This is a genomic window from Terasakiella sp., assembly GCF_048267425.1.
Lineage (GTDB): Bacteria > Pseudomonadota > Alphaproteobacteria > Rhodospirillales > Terasakiellaceae > Terasakiella.
Map to the genome: position 1 here is coordinate 69,891 of NZ_JBLWXN010000005.1, position 18,110 is coordinate 88,000.

Here is an 18,110-nt window from a genome sequence, read left to right on the forward strand (position 1 = left end):
ATATGAAAGAAACGGTTCTCTTGCTACCGGGGCTCTTGTGTGATCGCAGTCTATGGCGTCATCAATTGGAATATCTTGGTCCCGAGTGTAATTTGAAAGTTACTGACTTTACACATGGTGACAGCATCGAGTCTTTTGCGGAAAGTGCGTTGGCCCTTGTTCCTGAAGGCCCGTTTAGTGTGGCCGGGTTGTCAATGGGTGGATATGTCGCATTGGAAATATACAAACGTGCGCCTGATCGCGTCACGCGACTGGCCTTGCTGGATGCGTCACCTTACGCGGATTTGCCTGAACATGCAGACTACAGACGTTCGGCGATGGAACGGGCAAAAGATCACGGGCTTGGCGAGGTTATGGATAGCATTCTTGGGCGTTTGATACACCCTTCACGATATGAAGACGAAGAATTGGTCAAAACAATTGATGCAATGGCCCATCGTGTCGGTGTTGATGGATTCTTACGCCAGCAAACCGCCTTGCTGAACCGAATGGACTACGTCGATATGTTGACGACTGTTTCATGTCCCACCTTGGTCTTGGTTGGGCGGCAAGATACAATGACGCCTGTTAAAATCGCGCGGGATATGGCGCAAAAATTACCACAGGCCGCATTAGTAGAGATTGAAAATTGTGGACATTTATCGACAATGGAACAGCCGGAAGCTGTGACAGCATTGTTGCGTTATTGGCTGCAAAACTGAATTTAAAATAAGGGAATAAAATATGAAACCTCTCCTTCGTTCTTATAAAGGTATGACACCAAAAATCGCACAGGATGCCTTTATTGCGGAAAACGCGGTCCTTATTGGTGATGTCGAAATCGGTGCACAATCAAGCATTTGGTACGGTTGTGTTCTGCGAGGTGATGTTGAAAAAATCCGCATTGGGGCACGTTCAAACATTCAGGATGGCACAATTGTTCATGTAACGGCGGATCGTTTTGGCACATACATTGGAGATGATGTACTGGTTGGTCATAATGCGGTTATCCACGGTTGCACATTGGAAGATGGTGCGTTTGTCGGTATGGGTGCGGTTGTTTTGGATGGTGCGGTTGTCGAAGGCGGGGCAATGGTCGCCGCCGGGGCTTTGGTGGCACCGGGCAAGCGGGTCAAGTCGGGTGAACTGTGGGGCGGCAATCCGGCAAAGAAAATGCGTGACTTGAGTGCAGAGCAAATTGCAGGCCTGAAACTCGGGACAGATCACTATGTTGAGGTAGCCGCTGAGTACCTTAAAGCAGAAAAGTCGTAAAAAAAAATAATTTGCTATTAACCTTATGATGCTAATGGTTTAGATTGCGAGTAACAGTCGTGCTAGTATAACGGCGAAATGGGCAAAATAGCACCTCCATCTTGGGGCGAATCAACGAGGAATGAATAATGTTCACCAAAATGCTTAAGAAAAAGCTTTTGACGCAAGCCGCAGTATTGACAGCACCTTTGCTGTTGGTCGGTTGTTCTTCGGTTCCCGATGCGGTGAACCCGGTGGAATGGTATCGCTCATCCGTCGAATATTTCTCCGACGATGAAGCCGATATGACGGCGGATGGTAATGTGCAGAACGACGCCGAGAAAAAAGCCGTTGGGTCCGGTTTTGTTGCCGCACAAGCCCCAGAAGGCAAGTATGGCGAACCCATTATGCGTCAAGGTGAGGTGGTAAACCCGCTTGGTGAGGAGAAAACGGCTGAAGTTGTTCAAGCGCCCGCGCCCAAAGCAGCGCCCAGTACACCTGTCAGCTCACAATCCTTAGAGTCACAAAAACCTGTCGTGATCGCAAACGGTGTGCCGGAAAGCTCACCGACAACACCTAAATTAAAACTAACACCGCCGACAACAACGGCTCAACCGGTTGGCCAAACGGATACGCGGAGTGTGAGTGAGATTTATGCGGCAAATATTGCGCAGACACGTCCGGATCAAAATGTAACGACGATGGGACGCAGCGATACGCTTGCGTATGGCATGCATCCTTATGAAACGGTTGTCGTATCCAGCACAGGTGTTGATCGCCAGGTTCCAAGTTATATGCAACCTGCCCAACAGCAGCGTTATGCCTCTTTGACACAGACGGTACAAAGCGATGCGTATGATACGCTGTCATCTGCGATGATGATTGAGCCGCCAGTTGTGGTTGAAGGTCGGGCGCAATCGTTATCCAGCTTTAATCCGTCAATGTTTAATGGCTCTTTTCAGGTTGCCACCATTCAATTTGGCAATGGTTCTGCAAAGTTGACACAGGAAGATATCCGCATTCTAAAGGAAGTTGTCAGTATTCATCAGCAACAGGGTGGTGTTATTCGCGTTGTCGGTCACGCCAGTTCCCGGACACAGAATATGCCTGTTCAAAAACATGAAACGGTCAATGCCAAGATGTCTATGGGGCGTGCAGACCGTGTTGCCCGCCAACTTTTAAGTTTAGGTTTGCCTGGGGAACATCTCTTTGTTGGTGGTGTTTCTGATCATCAGCCGCTTTATCAAGAAGTGATGCCGTCCGGTGAGGCGGGGAACCGCCGAACGGAAATTTTTGTGGATTACTGATTTTTTATTAAGAAAATCGTCTGCAAGCCCAATTTTAGGCTTTTCGTTTTGGCGTTCATGTGGTCTAACACATGTCTGTTATTTGGCGGAAAGCCTATTTTATTTTAACCCTATGAAGAAGGTCTCCTGAGGTCATGGTACAAGATTTTCACCGTATCAAACGTTTGCCCCCCTATGTCTTTGCTGAAGTGAATGCAATGAAAGCGGCGGCGCGAGCGGCGGGGGAAGACATCATTGATTTCGGTATGGGGAACCCGGATACACCGACGCCACCGCATATCGTTGAAAAATTGGTCGAAACGGTTCGTAATCCCAAGACACACGGCTATTCGGTTTCTCGGGGTATCAAAGGCTTACGCAAGGCGCATGCAGAATATTACGAACGTCGATTTGGCGTCACTGTTGACCCGGAAACAGAAACCGTTGTGACGCTCGGCTCGAAAGAAGGTCTGGCGAACTTGGCGTCTGCGATTACGACGCCGGGTGACGTGATTTTGGTGCCAAACCCGTCTTATCCCATTCACCATTTCGGTTTTATGATTGCGGGGGCATCTATTCGCAATATTCCGGCTTATCCGGGTGAAGAGATGATTGAGGCCTTAAAGCGTGCTGTTCAACATAGCTTACCCAAGCCGTCCGCGGTTGTTTTGAATTTTCCAAGCAACCCGACTGCCTGTGTTTGTGACTTGGCTTTTTATGAAGAGATTGTTGATTTTTGCCGCTCTCAGAATATCTGGATTTTGTCGGACTTGGCTTATTCAGAAATCTATTTTGATGACAATCCGCCGCCGAGCATTCTGCAAGTCAAAAACGCTTGGGATATCGCGGTTGAATTTACATCAATGTCTAAAACCTACTCAATGGCAGGTTGGCGTATCGGTTTTGCAACAGGCAATAAAGAACTGATCAGTGCGCTGACACGGATTAAATCTTACCTTGACTACGGTGCATTTACACCTGTTCAGGTCGCTGCTGCTGCTGCCTTGAATGGTCCGCAGGATTGTGTGGATGAAATCCGGGATATTTATAGAAAGCGCCGCGATGTCTTGATCGAAGGTTTGGCTGCGGCTGGATGGGATGTTCCCAGCCCGCCTGCAACCATGTTTGCATGGGCGCCAATCCCGGAAAAATTCGCACATTTGGGCTCCCTGGAATTTTCAAAATTGTTATTGAAAGAAGCTCAGGTAGCGGTTGCACCGGGTGTTGGATTTGGTGAGCATGGCGAAGGATATGTCAGAATTGGATTGGTTGAAAACGTTCATCGTATTCGCCAAGCCGTACGTAATATCAAAACCTTTATGCGAACGCATAATGCAGGCGAAGCACTATAACCTTCTTTCGTCCTTTTTGTTTTCTTTTGTATTCAGATTAAGTGAACCATGAATAAACCATTGAAAATTGCTATCGCCGGGTTGGGAACTGTCGGCGCTGGCGTTATTAAAGTATTGAGTGATAACAAAGACATCATCTCGGCCCGTTGTGGTCGCACGATCGAGGTCTGCGCGGTAAGTGCACGTGATCGTCATCGTGATCGCGGCGTGTCGCTGGACTCGTTTACATGGTATGACAATCCGGTAGATATGGCCCTTGATGATGATGTTGATGTTGTTGTCGAATTGATCGGTGGATCAGACGGCATTGCAAAAGCATTGTGTGAAAAAGCACTTGAACATGGCAAGCATGTCGTGACGGCAAATAAAGCGCTGATTGCTCATCATGGAACCGAACTTGCCAAAACAGCAGAGGCCAAAGGTGTCTCAATCATGTATGAGGCGGCGGTGGCTGGGGGCATTCCAATCATCAAAGCCTTGCGTGAAGGATTGGCGGGCAACGGTGTTGATCGTGTTTACGGTATCTTGAATGGTACCTGCAACTATATGCTGACCAATATGCGTGAAACCGGGCGCGATTTTGATGTAATCTTGTCTGAAGCTCAAGACCTTGGATATGCAGAATCTGATCCGACATTTGACGTGGATGGCATTGATGCCGCACATAAACTTGCGATTTTGACCAGCGTTGCCTTTGGTTGCGAGGTCGATTTTGATGGTGTGCAAACCGAAGGTATCCGTCATGTGTCGCCGGTTGATATCGAATTTGCCGAAGAGTTGGGCTACCGCATTAAATTGTTGGGGATTGCCTCTCGTCAAAACGGGTCGGTAGAACAGCGTGTTCATCCGTGCATGGTGTCTAAAAAGGCACCGATTTCGCAAGTCGAAGACGTTTTCAATGCTGTCGTTGTTGAAGGGAACTTTGTCGATCAGGTTGTTCTGCAAGGTCGTGGTGCCGGTGAAGGCCCAACCGCGTCAGCCGTTGTCGGCGATTTGGTTGATGTTGCGCGCGGCGTGAAGGTTCCAACTTTTTCTGTGGCCGCCGATAAGCTCGAAAAACTGAAATCCGCACCGTTGACAGGACACAACGGGTCTTACTATGTGCGTTTGATGGTGGTTGATGAGCCGGGTGTGTTTGCCGATGTCGCGGGCGTGTTGAAAGCAAACAATGTTTCGATGGAAACAATCGTTCAACGTAATCGTGCACCGGGTGAGCCTGTGCCGCTGGTTTTGACCTTGCATGAAACCAGTGAACAGTCCATGCTGAATGCATTGAACGGGATTGCCGCCTTGGACAGTGTCGTTGAAACGCCCCGTATGATCCGTATTGAGGATTTCTAGGCGAGTAAAATATAAAATGGAGTGATTGGCTGATGTCACAATTGGCAGGTATCAACCGGAATTTGGCGCTTGAAGCCGTGCGCGCAACGGAAGCGGCTGCGATAGCGTCTTCCTCTTTGATGGGGCGCGGTGACGAAGAACTTGCTGATCGCACAGCCGCCAAGGCCTTGCGCGATGCCTTGAACGCCATGTCATTAGATGGTCGCGTCGTGATTGGCGAAGGGGATAAAGATCATAATCCCATTCTCTATACCGGAGAAAAAGTGGGCCTTGGTGCTGGACCCGAAATTGACTTTGCCCTAGAACCGTTGGAATGCATTACGTCGGCAGCAAAAGGGGGGCCAAACGCCCTTTCAATTGTTGCTATGACGGAGCGGGGCAAGCTTTTTCAAGCGCCGCCGGTCTATATGAATAAAATCGCTGTGGGCGGAGGTCTGCCCCATAATATTATTGATCTTGATTCCACACCCGAAGAAAACTTACGGGCCATCGCGGATGCAAAAGGCTGTGATGTATCCGATCTTGTTGTTTGTGTCTTGGAACGCCCGCGCCATGTTGGGATTATCGAAACCATTCGTGCAACAGGGGCTCGCATTAAGCTGATTCCTGACGGGGATGTCTCTGCGGTCATCGCCACCAGCCAACCCCACAGCGGGATCGATGTTTATATCGGTATTGGTGGTGCGTTGGAAGGCGTGCTGGGGGCTGTTGCGTTAAAGTGTATCGGTGGTCAGTTTCAAGGGCGACTGGTGTTCAGAAATCAGGATGAACGCCGTATTGCTTTTGAAAGTGGTGTCGAAGATCTGGAACGTAAATATGCGTTAAACGATCTTGTGCAGGGACAGGTGATGTTTGCAGCAACCGGGGTGACGGACGGGGCGCTGTTGCGTGGTGTCCAACGTTCTGGCAATAGTGCGCAAACCCATTCGTTGGTTATGAATTCGCGCAGTGGTACGATCCGTTTTATCGAAGCGCACCATGATCTTGCCCGTCTTGGCGTGTTGGAAGAATAGGCGCGTATAAAAAGTGCCATACTTACTTGATATCGACTTATCCATTTCCGGGAAAAGCTGGCAGGATCGATCTTTTGACGAACGTTTGGCAATCACGTTGTCCCAGCGTCTGAACGTGTCAGCCTTGACGGGGCGTGTCATGGCGGCGCGGGATGTGACACTGGACGATGCGCAAACTTTTTTAACGCCGACATTACGGGACCTTTTGCCTGATCCAAACCGCTTTAAAGGTATGGCAGAGGCCGTGGATTGTTTGTGTCAGGCCATTCAGAATGATGAACTGATTGCTATTTTTGGGGATTACGATGTAGATGGGGCGACCTCGTCCGCATTGTTTCGCCGTTTCTTAAATGCCGTTGGTGCCAAATCGACGATTTATATCCCGGACCGACTTGAAGAGGGCTACGGCCCGAATGCGCCTGCGATGGATGCGTTAAAGGAACAGGGGGTCACAACTGTGGTTACAGTGGATTGTGGCACAACGGCATTCGATCCCTTATCCCATGCGCGCGAAATCGGTTTAAATGTCGTCGTTGTCGACCATCACGAGGCCGAGGTGAAATTACCCGATTGTGTGTCGGTGATTAACCCAAAACGTCTTGATGAAGATGGCCGCTACAGCCAATTGGCGGCTGTGGGGGTGACGTTTATTTTTGCCATTGGGATCAACCGCGCTTTACGTGATTCGGGCTGGTTTGTTGATGGGCGGAAAGAACCGGATTTACGTCAATTGCTGGATCTGGTTGCCTTGGGGACCGTATGTGATGTGGTGCCCCTTGTCGGTTTGAACAGAGCTTTTGTGATACAAGGGTTAAAAGTTATGGCGCGGCGTGCCAATCCTGGCTTGGCAGCATTGGTCGATGTTGCAGGTATCAATGAAACACCAGAAGCCTATCATGCTGGTTTTGTGCTGGGACCACGCGTGAATGCGGGGGGGCGTGTCGGTGAATCCTATCTGGGGGCGACCTTGCTTTCGACAGATAATGCCCGTATGGCGTCTGAAATTGCGGCGCAACTAGATGGTTACAATAAAGACCGCAAGGAAATTGAACAGACTGTCTTGGATGACGCAATTCAGCAGGTTGATGGGCAGGAACATCGCGGTGTTGTTTTAGCCATCGGGCAGGGCTGGCATCCCGGTGTGATTGGAATTGTTGCGTCACGTCTGAAGGAACGCTACAGCCTGCCATCCTGTGTGATCAGTTTTGATGAAAATGATATCGGGCATGGATCGGGCCGATCTGTGACGGGGGTGGATCTTGGAACAACGATTATTGCGGCCCGTCAATCTGGCTTGCTGTTAAAAGGCGGTGGTCATGCAATGGCAGCTGGCTTTAGCGTTCATCGTGAGAAACTGGATGATTTTAACGCATTTCTTAATGAACGTCTTTCTCAGCAGATTGAGGAACAGGATATTCGACCAACCTATAAATGTGATGGTGTCATTGCAGCCAGCGCAGCCACACCGGCTTTGGTCGAAGAACTGGAACAAGTTGGTCCCTTTGGGGCTGGAAACCCTCAGCCCCGGTTTATTTTAAACCATATGTCTTTGCAACGCGCTGATGTGGTCGGTAAAGATCATGTACGGTGTTTTTTAATCGATCAATATGGGGTTCGTTTGAAGGCCATAGCCTTTCGGGCCTTGGATACGGATCTCGGGCAGGCGTTGTTAAATCATGGCGGTAAAAAGTTTCATATCGCGGGACGATTGAAACTGGATACTTGGGGCGGGGGAACCTCGGTTCAGTTGCTCATTGATGATGCAGCGTATGCCTGATACGGGTACGCTGCTTTTTTTTATGCAAAATTTTAATCGGACTGTTTCTCTTTAAAAGCGCAGTTTTCTTGAAGAAAAGCTCTTTTGAATCATTTGTTTAGAAAAAAAATGACAAAAATGCAATTTTTGTCTTGCGGGGTCGGAAAGCATCGTCTATAACCCGCCTCACCAACGGCGATGACCCCTTCGTCTAGTGGCCTAGGACACCGCCCTTTCACGGCGGCAACACGGGTTCGAGTCCCGTAGGGGTCGCCATCCCGTTGGTAAAAAATTGAATATGACCCCTTCGTCTAGTGGCCTAGGACACCGCCCTTTCACGGCGGCAACACGGGTTCGAGTCCCGTAGGGGTCGCCATTCAAAAAGCGCTGCCAGTTTTGGCGGCGCTTTTTTTGTTCTCGATTTTTTTATGATTGCTGAAGCTGGAGATTTGGGATTCCCTGATGGGGAATCGTCCAAAATCAAAATGGCTTATTTTTTACGTTGTCTTTCGATCAACTGCCCCTGTCGGTTGAGGTTATAGGCATGACATTCCACACCAATACCTTTACCGCCTTCATCTGGGGTGGGAATCCCCGTCATAATGGATGGGGTACGTACATAGAGCCGATAAATGAGTTGTGGGAGCCAAATAAGGGGAGAGGGTGGTTTGGTGGCTACCAGTCGAAATTCATCTTCGCTATCATAAAAACGGCATAACCCGCCGCCATCCCCTTTGGACCCAATGACAATGCCTAAGGGATAACCGGGATGTTCTAGAAATTCAAAACCTTCACGTATGCTGATTTCGTCGCCGACCTGTTCGATGACAACGCATTGGGGAATGGTGTCTTCCCATTTGGTTTCGGCAACGCAGGATGCGGCCACACAGCGTGTTCCATCAATTCCGGCCTGATCATCCCAGTCAGGGGCGTAAACGCGTTCCATCGCCTTTATAGAGGCTTTGAGGCAAAGTTCATCTGCGTTTACCGGGATTTCGTTCTTTTCGGCGGCTTCTTGTTGAATGCGTGCTTTGATCGGTCCGATAAAGCCATTGGCGGCATTATCAAATTGCGCAGGGGTTGAATAGAAGAAACCATAACCGGTGCCATCAAGTCGTTTTACGAAAATGGCTTCGGGGTGATCCAAGTCAACGCCGCTCATGTTTTTCTCCAAAAAAAAATGTTAGTGCACCTTTGGGGGCACACTAACATTTTTAATAAATAACGCGAAAGCGCAAATGAATTTTGCGGCAATACGATTACGCGGTACGCTGGATCAGGTGGTAACCAAAATCAGTTTCAACAACGTCGCTTGTCGCACCGACTTCCATGTTGAAAGCAGCTTGTTCAAATTCCGGGACCATTTGGCCACGACCAAATGTGCCAAGATCGCCACCGCTTGCGCCAGACGGGCAATCTGAATGCTGTTGAGCCAGTTCACCAAAATCAGCGCCATTGTCAATTTCGGTTTTCATGTCTTTAATCTGTTGCAGGGCTTCTTCTTTAGTGCGTGTTGCTGTAGAACGCGCTGAACCTGCGTACATGAGAAGGATGTGTGCTGCGCCGACTTGATCAGCCATGATGATATCTCCAATACCTAGATAAATAATAAGCGCCCCAACATAGGGCGCTTTTGACGGTAATCTACAGTTCTCCGCTTAAAAAGAAAAGGGTAGAATTAGGCCGCGTTACATTCAATTTGATTGATTTGAGATTTTGCCTGATTGACAACCTGCCAAACGTCATTTGCGTTCAGGTTATCGCGGGCCATAACCAATTCGATAATCGGATCATTTAGCATATCTTTGAGACGCGGTTCTTCGCCGGATCGCATCCACTTTTTCGATAACATTTTTTCATCCTGCTCTTTTTAGTAATCCCGATAGCGGGGTTTTACAAAGACCGTATGTGTATGCCATCACCTATATTGATGAGGCATACAAATAAATATAACGGGGGATGTTTTACAGCTGTGACCTAGATCACACAAATGACAGTTTAGTTAAGATTGCAAAGGGCGAAAACCATTGAAAGAATCATATCACCAGCGGTTTCGAAATCTTTCTTTTCCAGTTTTTCTTTGTCCAGAACAATACTGATTTGTGTGGAAAAATCGGCATAAGTTTGTGTCATGGACCAAATCAGGAAGAACAGGTGAGGGACATTGACCTGTGCCATTTTTCCTTGCGCGATCCAGCTTTGGAAAATGCGTCCCTTTTCTTCCAGCCACGGATTGATATCACCGCGTAAATGATCTTTTAAAAACGGTGCCCCACTAATAATTTCCTTGGCGAAAATTTTAGATGCTTCCGGGCGGGTGCGGGACAGTTCGATTTTTGTGCGGATGTAGTTTTCAAGTGCGGATTTTGGGTCTTGCTCTTCATTGAAATCGTCGGCTGCCGTCAGCCATGTTCCAAGGATATTTTCCAGAACTTGCGTATATAAATCTTCTTTTGTGTTGAAATAATAGTGCAAATTGGCTTTGGGGATGCCTGCCCGTTTGGCAATTTCCGCCGTTGTTGCGGCACCAAACCCACGTCGGGCAAATACGATCTCGGCCGCCTTGAGGATAGCGTCCTCATTGCGTTGGCGAATGCGTGATTTTCGGCGTGTGGTCATCGTGTTCATGGCAGTCTTTTATCGCTTTAAGCGTGAAATTGCAATTGCTTGAATGCATTTTCCAGTCGATTGAGTGTGTTTTTATCTTCATAAGGGCGGGCAGGGTGTTGCCCCCAGACGGGTCCGGGCCAGGTGGGGTCGTTTTCAAAACGGGCAATGACGTGAATATGTAATTGACTGACGACATTCCCAAGGGCAGCAACGTTCAGGGATTTAGGTGCAAAAAGGTCTTCCATAATCAGGGAAACCTGATTGATTTCTGAATATAGTTCAGATTGTCGATCGGCGGGAATATGATGGAGTTCAGTTAGTCCTTCCATCATCGGAATAAGGATAAGCCAAGGGTAATTTGCATCATTCATCAAGCGCACTTCACATAAGGAAAGTTTACAAATTTCAAACGTGTCGTTGTCAATTCTGTCGTTTAGTTTAAACATAGGGCTCCCTATAATTTTAATTTAATGAAGACCGGAGAAAAACGTGTCGGATCGGCTAAAAGCAGGACTGTGGGTGCAAGCTCAATTGCGTGTTTGCGATATAAATTTTATTTCTGCAATGGTTATTCGTAAAGGAGATCCTGATTCTGGGTCCGTATTTTTGAAGTTAAATCGTTTTTCAGAAGGTTGTGCCGTGTTTGTGCCTGTAACCACAATCGAGGGAGAACGTGGCTGGATGCATGGTTTGAAAAACGGGTTTGTCGATGAACGCGACTGTGACGCCTACATTAACCGGCAAGTGGCGCGTGACCCGGATCTTTGGGTTTTGGAAATAGAAGATCCGAAAAAACAATACCAACTGGACGCGACACTTGTCGAATAGGTGTGGCTCAGGTAACGTCAAGCAAACGTTTTTCAGGAGGAAAATATGAAACTTACCGATCCAAAATTATTGCGTACTCAAGCCTATATTGATGGTCAATGGTGTAACAGCGATAATGGTGACACGTTTGATGTTTTTAATCCTGCAAATGGTGAATTAATTGCAGCCGTGCCGGATTTGGGGGCGACTGAAACCAAACATGCCATTGATGCGGCTAATTCGGCCTTAGCGTCCTGGCGCTCAAAGACAGCAAAAGAACGCGCAAATATCTTGCGGGCGTGGTACGACCTGATTTTACAAAATCAGGAAGACCTTGCGCAGTTGATGACCCTTGAACAAGGCAAGCCTTTGGCTGAGGCGCGTGGCGAGGTTATCTATGGGGCCTCTTTTGTGGAATGGTTTGCAGAAGAAGGAAAACGTCTTTATGGGGACGTTATCCCGGCACACGGTGCAGATAAGCGAGTTGTTGTCATCAAGCAGCCTATTGGGGTTATTGGTGCGATTACACCTTGGAATTTCCCGCTGGCGATGATTACACGCAAAGTGGCGCCTGCTTTGGCTGTTGGATGTACGGCCGTTGTCAAACCTGCAGAAGATACCCCGTTGAGTGCATTGGCCTTGGCGGAATTGGCCGAACGTGCGGGCGTTCCAAAAGGCGTGTTTAACGTTGTCACCTGTAATAAACCAAATGCCGTTGCGGTCGGTGGGGAACTGACCGGTAACCCGATTGTTCGCAAAGTCAGTTTCACAGGGTCCACTCCGGTTGGCAAACTGTTGATGAAGCAGTGCGCCGACCAAGTGAAGAAAGTCTCATTGGAACTTGGGGGCAATGCGCCGTTTATTGTGTTTGATGATGCGGATTTGGATGCGGCGGTTGTGGGGGCGATTGCGTCGAAATATCGCAATGCAGGGCAAACCTGTGTTTGTGCAAACCGTATTTTCGTTCAAGCCGGTGTTTATGATGAATTCGCCCAAAAATTGGCAAGTGCTGTTCGCACCTTCAAAGTTGGTTCAGGGGATCAGGATGGTGTGACCCAGGGGCCTTTGATTAATAAGGCGGCGTTGGAAAAAGTGCAGTGTTTGGTCGATGATGCCAAAGATAAAGGCGCGAAAGTTGTTTGCGGTGGTCAAGCCCATGATCTTGGCGGGACGTTCTATGAACCCACGATTCTTACCGATGTGACAACTGACATGCGCATTGCCAATGAAGAAATTTTTGGTCCTGTTGCTCCACTTTATAAGTTTGAAAGCGAAGAAGAAGTCATCGTTAAGGCCAATGATACACCATTTGGCTTGGCGGCTTATTTTTATGCACGCGATATCGGGCGTATCTGGCGGGTTAGTGAAGGTCTTGAATACGGTATTGTCGGTATCAATGAAGGTATCATTTCAACCGAAGCGGCCCCCTTCGGCGGGGTAAAAGAGTCTGGCATTGGCCGTGAAGGTTCTAAATATGGTGTCGAAGATTTTGTTGAAATTAAATACCTGTGCATGGGTGGAGTGGATAAATAAAACATGACAACGGAAATCCTTGAGTTTGCAGCAAGTCTTGCTGATACATCCCGCGCCGTTATTGAACCTTATTTCAGGCGGAATGTTGGGGTGATTGATAAAGCCGATGATAGCCCTGTAACAATCGCTGATCGAAGTGCTGAAGCAGCCATGCGCGAACGGATCGAACAAGCTTTTGAAGAGCATGGTATTTTTGGTGAAGAACATGGTGTGAAAGAAGGGGACGGTGTGCATATGTGGGTGCTGGACCCGATTGATGGCACGCGATCTTTTATTTGCGGTGCACCGTGGTTTGGCACTTTGATTGCTTATTTGGAAAAGGGTGTGCCGCAAATCGGTGTGCTGGATGTTCCGATGATGAAAGAACGCTGGGTGGGCAGCCCCAACGGTACAACCTACAACGGAAGCTATTGCCAAGTTCGTACAGGCGTGGATTTGGATCAAGCCAGTTTATTTACGACCGATATTGACCTGTTTACAGCAGATCAAGATGCCAGCTTTCGTCGTGTAAAAGATAAAGTTAAATGTACGCGTTATGGGACTGATTGTTATGCCTATGCGTTGTTGGCTTCCGGTCATATTGATTTAGTGATTGAGGCAGGTTTGCAGCCTTATGATGCGATGGCATTGGTCCCCGTTATTCAAGGCGCCGGTGGAATCGTCACCGGTTGGGATGGAGAAGAGGTCACCTTAAATTGGGATGGGCGCATTGTAGCTGCTGCAACACCACAACTGCACCAGCAAGCATTAGAACTCTTGAAAAGCTAACTGCTACCGCACGTATCATTTTGTTTCGTGTGAAATCAATAGCTTGTGTGGGCTGAAAATGCATAAGTATATTCTTTTATGTATGGCTGACATTATCTTAGCGTGAAAAAAGTGTGTTCCCAAATTGACATTGGGCACAGAATAGATTGAACTGCACTTGCGTAGTTGAAAAATTAAAAAAAGGGGAGATTTGGGTTTGTCTCAAGAACAAGAACAAAACTTGATGAATGTCGATCAACAACAGCTCATGGACTCTATGCAGGATTTTGCAGAGCGTTCTCAGCGTATAATGACAAAGTTTCTTGAGCGTCAGGCTGAAGATGACGGTTTCCAGATTCCAGACCCTTATGTCGTAGGCAAAGCGTTTTTGAAGGCCTCGGCGCAGCTTATGCAGGACCCACAGCGTCTTGCACAGGCTCAAGCTGATTTATGGAAAGAATATACGGCACTTTGGCAACATGTGACCCAGCGCATGCTCGGGCAGGAAACAGAACCTGTTGCAAAACCGGTTCCCGGGGATCGGCGTTTTAAAGATGAAGCATGGGAAGAAGAAATTTATTTTGATGCGGTCAAACAATATTATCTGTTAACGGCACGTTGGATCAAAAATACGATGTCTGACGTGAACGGGATTGACGAAAGCACTCAAAAGAAAGTTGATTTCTATACTCGTAACTTTGTTCAGTCGATGGCACCAAGTAACTTTGCAGCAACCAACCCTGCTGTGATTAAGGAAGCGGTCGAAACGCAAGGTCAAAGCCTGTTAAAAGGATTTGATCATTTCCTCAAGGATTTGGAAGAAGGTAAGGGCAAGCTGCGCGTCTCCATGACGGATGTGAAGGCATTCGAATTGGGTAAAAATGTCGCTTCAACGCCAGGGAAAGTGGTTTATCAGAACGGCTTGATTCAGCTTTTGCAGTATGAGCCAACAACGGAAAAAGTCGCCAAAAACCCGCTTTTAATTGTTCCACCGTGGATCAATAAGTTTTATGTGCTGGACCTTCAACCGAAAAACTCCCTGATCAAATGGGCTGTTGATCAAGGTCATACGGTCTTTGTTATTTCATGGATCAACCCGGACGAAAAACTCGCTCATAAAGATTTCTCCTGCTACATGCAGGAAGGTCCTTTAAATGCGATTGATGTGGTGCAAGAAATTACAGGTGCAGATCAGGTTAATATCGCCGGATATTGCATCGGTGGAACGCTGACGAGTTGCACGCTCGCTTATTTGGCGGCCATTGGGGAGGCGGATAAAGTGAAATCTGCAACCTTGTTTACCACGTTAACTGATTTTACAGATTGTGGTGAGTTGCGCGTCTTTATTGATGAAGAACAAATGGAAATTCTGGATGCCCATATGGAACGCAAAGGCTATCTGGAAGGGGCGCAAATGTCGCAGGTCTTTAACCTGTTACGCGCGAATGATCTGGTCTGGTCTTTCTTCGTTAACAACTATTTGTTAGGGAAAGAACCTTTCCCGTTTGATTTGCTTTATTGGAATTCAGACCCGACCCGTATGCCGGCGATGATGCACAAGTTCTATTTACGTAAAATGTATTTGGAAAATAAGCTCATTGAACCCAATGGAATTGAGTTGAACGGTGTTCCTATTGATTTGGGTAAGATCGAAACCCCTATGTATATGATTTCCACGCATGATGATCATATTGCACCTTGGAAATCAACTTACTCTCTGACACAGCATGTTTCAGGACCTGTGAAATTTGTTTTGGGTGGTTCCGGTCATATTGCCGGAATTATTAACCCGGAAAATTCGGGAAAATACGGCTATTGGACGAATACAAACAAACCGGCAGATCCGGATAAGTGGCTAGCCGGTGCTAAGCAGAACGAGGGTTCATGGTGGCAGGATTGGAAAAAATGGATTGCCAGACACAGTGGCGGTAAGGTTGATGCCCGAACTGTCGGAAGCAAAAAATATAAGCCGATTGAAGATGCTCCAGGCTCATATGTCAAAGTTCGTATGACGGATTGACACCATGATTAAACAAAAAAAGCTGAAAAGAGTTTTGTCTTTTCAGCTTTTTTTATGCATTTTGCATTTTACTTAGAAGACACCAAAGTCACCAAGGCTTTTAAGCTCAAAACGTAAGGAGAACGTGTCATCCGGTGTCAGGTCGCGATCTTCGGCGAAGCTACGTCTAAAATCCAGATAAACGGCAGAGCAATCATCTTCATAGGTAACGCGTGCGCCATAATTGACGTTGCCTTCAGGGGAATTCATCCGGTAAGTGGAATAGGCATTGGATGACCAGTTTTTAGACCACTGATTTTCTATTGAAGTAGATATTTCCTCCCGCGTTGCATACTGCGAGCCGCCACCCGCACCTTCGACATAAAGGTGGGAAATACTCATACGAGAGGAAGAAGGGCCAATGGTCAACGATGTTTCACTTCGGTTTAATGTCAGTTCATCCTTATCTAGTCGATAGCGATAAAGAACATTTAGGAAATTTGTCGGCGCGACGTCAATCCGCCCGACAATATCTGAAAGATTATCTTCATGGCCTGAGTTAGAGCTATAGGTTTTGTCATCTCGCAACCGATAACTTTGAGCGATTGTGAATAAGCTGTAACCGCCTTCATTTCCATAAGCCCCCCAATTCAGGCCATAATCAATTCTGTGACCGCCATCTATACGGTCCAAACCGGTAAAGCGTTTGGTTTTAAAAATATTGGTGTCATCAAATTCAAAGTCTTGGCTATCTTCATTCAAGAAGTCGCGTTGGCCGACATTTGGGGCGGCCTTGACCTTGAATATTGGTTCCAAGACCTCATTTACTTTACCGTCCATATGGGTGCGGCTGACGGGTTTACGCCATTCCAAGCTTAGGCTGGGGACAAATTGCGCGTCACTCCCACTTTTTATGGAAGTACTGCTGGCAGCATTGGATTCAGAAGTATAATAGCCTGCTGAAATCAAATTGGCTTCCAATGTAATTAAGTCGCCGGTATTTGATGTGTAGGGAACAACCCAAGATGTATCTGCTGCAAGACGTGAGGTCCGAACGTCATTGCGGTGGGAAATGTGCATCATCGTGCCGTCCATTTTCCAGTAAGAACCGCTCTTTGATGGCTGACTCATATGTGAAAACAGGTATTCCAGTTTTGAATCCTGCAGGGTTTCGGATTTGATATCACGTTGTTCTTGGTACGTGCTTAAATTCAATGTCGTATAATTACGCTTGCGAAAACCTTCAGTATAGAGTTGTGAAATTAATTGTGCATTTTCAGTATTATCATTAAAGCCATACCGACGTGTATAGGTGTCATCACTGGCGGCATTTATCTCAAAACCCCATCGCCAAGTGTTATTGATATCAAATTGTCCTTCGCTATCAATATGCCCGCGAATTTCATTTCCCGTATTTCCTGAAGATTGGCCGCGCCCGCCTTCTTTAATGTAAGTCGCACTGCCGCTCAGGCGTAAATCTCCATTCCTTAAAGCTTGGCGGTATTCCAGTTCCAAAAGAGGCTGGTTGTCGTCAAAATACCAGGTGGGATTTACGGTGAGGTCTTTTGACGGATTAATGTTCCAGAAAAAGGGGGTGTTTACATAACTACCAAGTGTGCCTTGACTACCATAGGACGGGAATAAGAAACCCGTTTCACGTTTTTTCGAGGGATCGGCATGCCAAAAAATTGGTGTATAAAGGATAGGTACGTCTAAAACTTCGAAAAAGACATCTGAATATTCAATACGTTGTAATTTTGAATCGTGCTTAACCTCTTTTGCGCTGAGTTTCCACAAAAGGGGACGCTCTGGGTCATCTTCACATTTTTTACAAGCGGAATATTCAGCATCTTTAATGACTGTAAATCGGCCGTCCTTTTCACCTTCTTTTGCGCGAATTAGGGAGCTGTTTGCAAGGTTCAAAACCATTTGGCGTGCAATGCCATGTTTCAAGTCTGACGATATCTCCATATATTCACTTAAAAGGACATTGCCGTCAGGTTCTATAAGTTGGACATTGCCAGATGCGGTTACGACATCTTTATTTTGATTATAAGAAACGGTGTCGGCAACGAGAATACGTTCTTTATATACAATTTCGACATTGCCACGTGCTGTCAGAACACCAAGATCCTTACTATATCCAAGTTCATCGGCAGAAATAGATGATTTATCTGAATTGGATGAAGGTGCAACCTCGTTTGAATTTGTCGGAAGCTGCGTTTTCGGTTTTGATTTTTGTTGCAACTCAGGTGAGGCAAGAACCGGAGACGTTTTCTTCTGTACAGGGGTGAAAGGGGCGCGTGTGTCAAGAACGCCCATAATCGAAAGTTGGGCATGTGCTTGTGATGGCGCGAGGACTGCAAGCGTAGAACACGTTGCAAAAAGTGTATATGTCACAAATTGCCGTTTTGATGCTGTTTGCTTAAATGCCAT

The 18,110-nt window shown here is 47.1% G+C and carries 17 protein-coding genes and 2 tRNA genes; 13 read left to right on the forward strand and 6 right to left on the reverse strand.

Annotated features, from left to right (window positions below):
* The first annotated feature begins 2 nt into the window (after positions 1 to 2).
* The 9 genes from ACN0VA_RS09590 to ACN0VA_RS09630 all read left to right on the forward strand — a co-directional run bounded on the left by ACN0VA_RS09590 (position 3) and on the right by ACN0VA_RS09630 (position 8,354).
* Positions 3 to 701 (forward strand): alpha/beta fold hydrolase, encoded by a 699-nt coding sequence (locus ACN0VA_RS09590; RefSeq protein WP_417820933.1) that lies wholly within the window; start codon positions 3 to 5, stop codon positions 699 to 701.
* A 22-nt stretch (positions 702 to 723) separates the two neighbouring features.
* A complete protein-coding gene (locus ACN0VA_RS09595) occupies positions 724 to 1,251 on the forward strand; it encodes a gamma carbonic anhydrase family protein (RefSeq protein ID WP_417820934.1) in 528 nt (175 codons plus the stop codon).
* A 128-nt stretch (positions 1,252 to 1,379) separates the two neighbouring features.
* Complete coding sequence (locus ACN0VA_RS09600) at positions 1,380 to 2,537, forward strand: OmpA family protein (RefSeq protein WP_417820935.1); 1,158 nt, start codon at positions 1,380 to 1,382, stop codon at positions 2,535 to 2,537.
* 134 nt (positions 2,538 to 2,671) lie between these two features.
* Entirely contained in the window at positions 2,672 to 3,868 is a 1,197-nt protein-coding gene (locus tag ACN0VA_RS09605) for an LL-diaminopimelate aminotransferase (RefSeq protein ID WP_417820936.1), read from the forward strand.
* 48 nt (positions 3,869 to 3,916) lie between these two features.
* The gene (locus ACN0VA_RS09610; protein ID WP_417820937.1) at positions 3,917 to 5,209 is read left to right on the forward strand and encodes a homoserine dehydrogenase; all 1,293 of its coding nucleotides are present in this window, start codon (positions 3,917 to 3,919) and stop codon (positions 5,207 to 5,209) included.
* 32 nt (positions 5,210 to 5,241) lie between these two features.
* Positions 5,242 to 6,222 (forward strand): class II fructose-bisphosphatase, encoded by a 981-nt coding sequence (gene glpX, locus ACN0VA_RS09615; RefSeq protein ID WP_417820938.1) that lies wholly within the window; start codon positions 5,242 to 5,244, stop codon positions 6,220 to 6,222.
* A 13-nt stretch (positions 6,223 to 6,235) separates the two neighbouring features.
* Entirely contained in the window at positions 6,236 to 7,999 is a 1,764-nt protein-coding gene (recJ, locus tag ACN0VA_RS09620) for a single-stranded-DNA-specific exonuclease RecJ (RefSeq protein ID WP_417820939.1), read from the forward strand.
* A 179-nt stretch (positions 8,000 to 8,178) separates the two neighbouring features.
* Positions 8,179 to 8,254 (forward strand) — tRNA-Glu (locus ACN0VA_RS09625).
* A gap of 24 nt (positions 8,255 to 8,278) precedes the next feature.
* A tRNA-Glu gene (locus ACN0VA_RS09630) sits at positions 8,279 to 8,354 on the forward strand.
* A gap of 114 nt (positions 8,355 to 8,468) precedes the next feature.
* Here the strand turns inward: ACN0VA_RS09630 and ACN0VA_RS09635 are convergent.
* The 5 genes from ACN0VA_RS09635 to ACN0VA_RS09655 all read right to left on the reverse strand — a co-directional run bounded on the left by ACN0VA_RS09635 (position 8,469) and on the right by ACN0VA_RS09655 (position 11,034).
* Positions 8,469 to 9,140 (reverse strand): hypothetical protein, encoded by a 672-nt coding sequence (locus ACN0VA_RS09635; protein WP_417820940.1) that lies wholly within the window; start codon positions 9,138 to 9,140, stop codon positions 8,469 to 8,471.
* A gap of 97 nt (positions 9,141 to 9,237) precedes the next feature.
* Positions 9,238 to 9,558 carry a peptidylprolyl isomerase gene (locus ACN0VA_RS09640; protein WP_417820941.1) on the reverse strand — a complete coding sequence of 107 codons (321 nt, stop codon included), beginning with the start codon at positions 9,556 to 9,558 and terminating at the stop codon, positions 9,238 to 9,240.
* 98 nt (positions 9,559 to 9,656) lie between these two features.
* Positions 9,657 to 9,830 carry a hypothetical protein gene (locus ACN0VA_RS09645; RefSeq protein WP_417820942.1) on the reverse strand — a complete coding sequence of 58 codons (174 nt, stop codon included), beginning with the start codon at positions 9,828 to 9,830 and terminating at the stop codon, positions 9,657 to 9,659.
* Positions 9,831 to 9,976: 146 nt separating this feature from the next.
* Positions 9,977 to 10,597, reverse strand: coding sequence for a TetR/AcrR family transcriptional regulator (locus tag ACN0VA_RS09650; RefSeq protein ID WP_417820943.1), 621 nt, complete (start codon positions 10,595 to 10,597; stop codon positions 9,977 to 9,979).
* Positions 10,598 to 10,623: 26 nt separating this feature from the next.
* Positions 10,624 to 11,034: an HIT domain-containing protein gene (locus ACN0VA_RS09655; RefSeq protein ID WP_417820944.1), complete on the reverse strand. Its 411-nt coding sequence runs from the start codon at positions 11,032 to 11,034 to the stop codon at positions 10,624 to 10,626.
* Positions 11,035 to 11,077: 43 nt separating this feature from the next.
* On the opposite strand from ACN0VA_RS09655, the gene ACN0VA_RS09660 reads away from it, so the two are divergent.
* The 4 genes from ACN0VA_RS09660 to ACN0VA_RS09675 all read left to right on the forward strand — a co-directional run bounded on the left by ACN0VA_RS09660 (position 11,078) and on the right by ACN0VA_RS09675 (position 15,695).
* Positions 11,078 to 11,416, forward strand: coding sequence for a DUF1491 family protein (locus ACN0VA_RS09660; RefSeq protein WP_417820945.1), 339 nt, complete (start codon positions 11,078 to 11,080; stop codon positions 11,414 to 11,416).
* Positions 11,417 to 11,461: 45 nt separating this feature from the next.
* Positions 11,462 to 12,928 carry an NAD-dependent succinate-semialdehyde dehydrogenase gene (locus ACN0VA_RS09665; RefSeq protein ID WP_417820946.1) on the forward strand — a complete coding sequence of 489 codons (1,467 nt, stop codon included), beginning with the start codon at positions 11,462 to 11,464 and terminating at the stop codon, positions 12,926 to 12,928.
* Between the two features lie 3 nt (positions 12,929 to 12,931).
* The gene (hisN, locus tag ACN0VA_RS09670; RefSeq protein WP_417820947.1) at positions 12,932 to 13,696 is read left to right on the forward strand and encodes a histidinol-phosphatase; all 765 of its coding nucleotides are present in this window, start codon (positions 12,932 to 12,934) and stop codon (positions 13,694 to 13,696) included.
* A gap of 196 nt (positions 13,697 to 13,892) precedes the next feature.
* Positions 13,893 to 15,695: a PHA/PHB synthase family protein gene (locus ACN0VA_RS09675; protein WP_417820948.1), complete on the forward strand. Its 1,803-nt coding sequence runs from the start codon at positions 13,893 to 13,895 to the stop codon at positions 15,693 to 15,695.
* Between the two features lie 72 nt (positions 15,696 to 15,767).
* Here ACN0VA_RS09675 and ACN0VA_RS09680 read toward each other — a convergent pair whose 3' ends face one another.
* Positions 15,768 to 18,074: an LPS-assembly protein LptD gene (locus ACN0VA_RS09680; RefSeq protein WP_417820949.1), complete on the reverse strand. Its 2,307-nt coding sequence runs from the start codon at positions 18,072 to 18,074 to the stop codon at positions 15,768 to 15,770.
* Positions 18,075 to 18,110 lie beyond the last annotated feature (36 nt).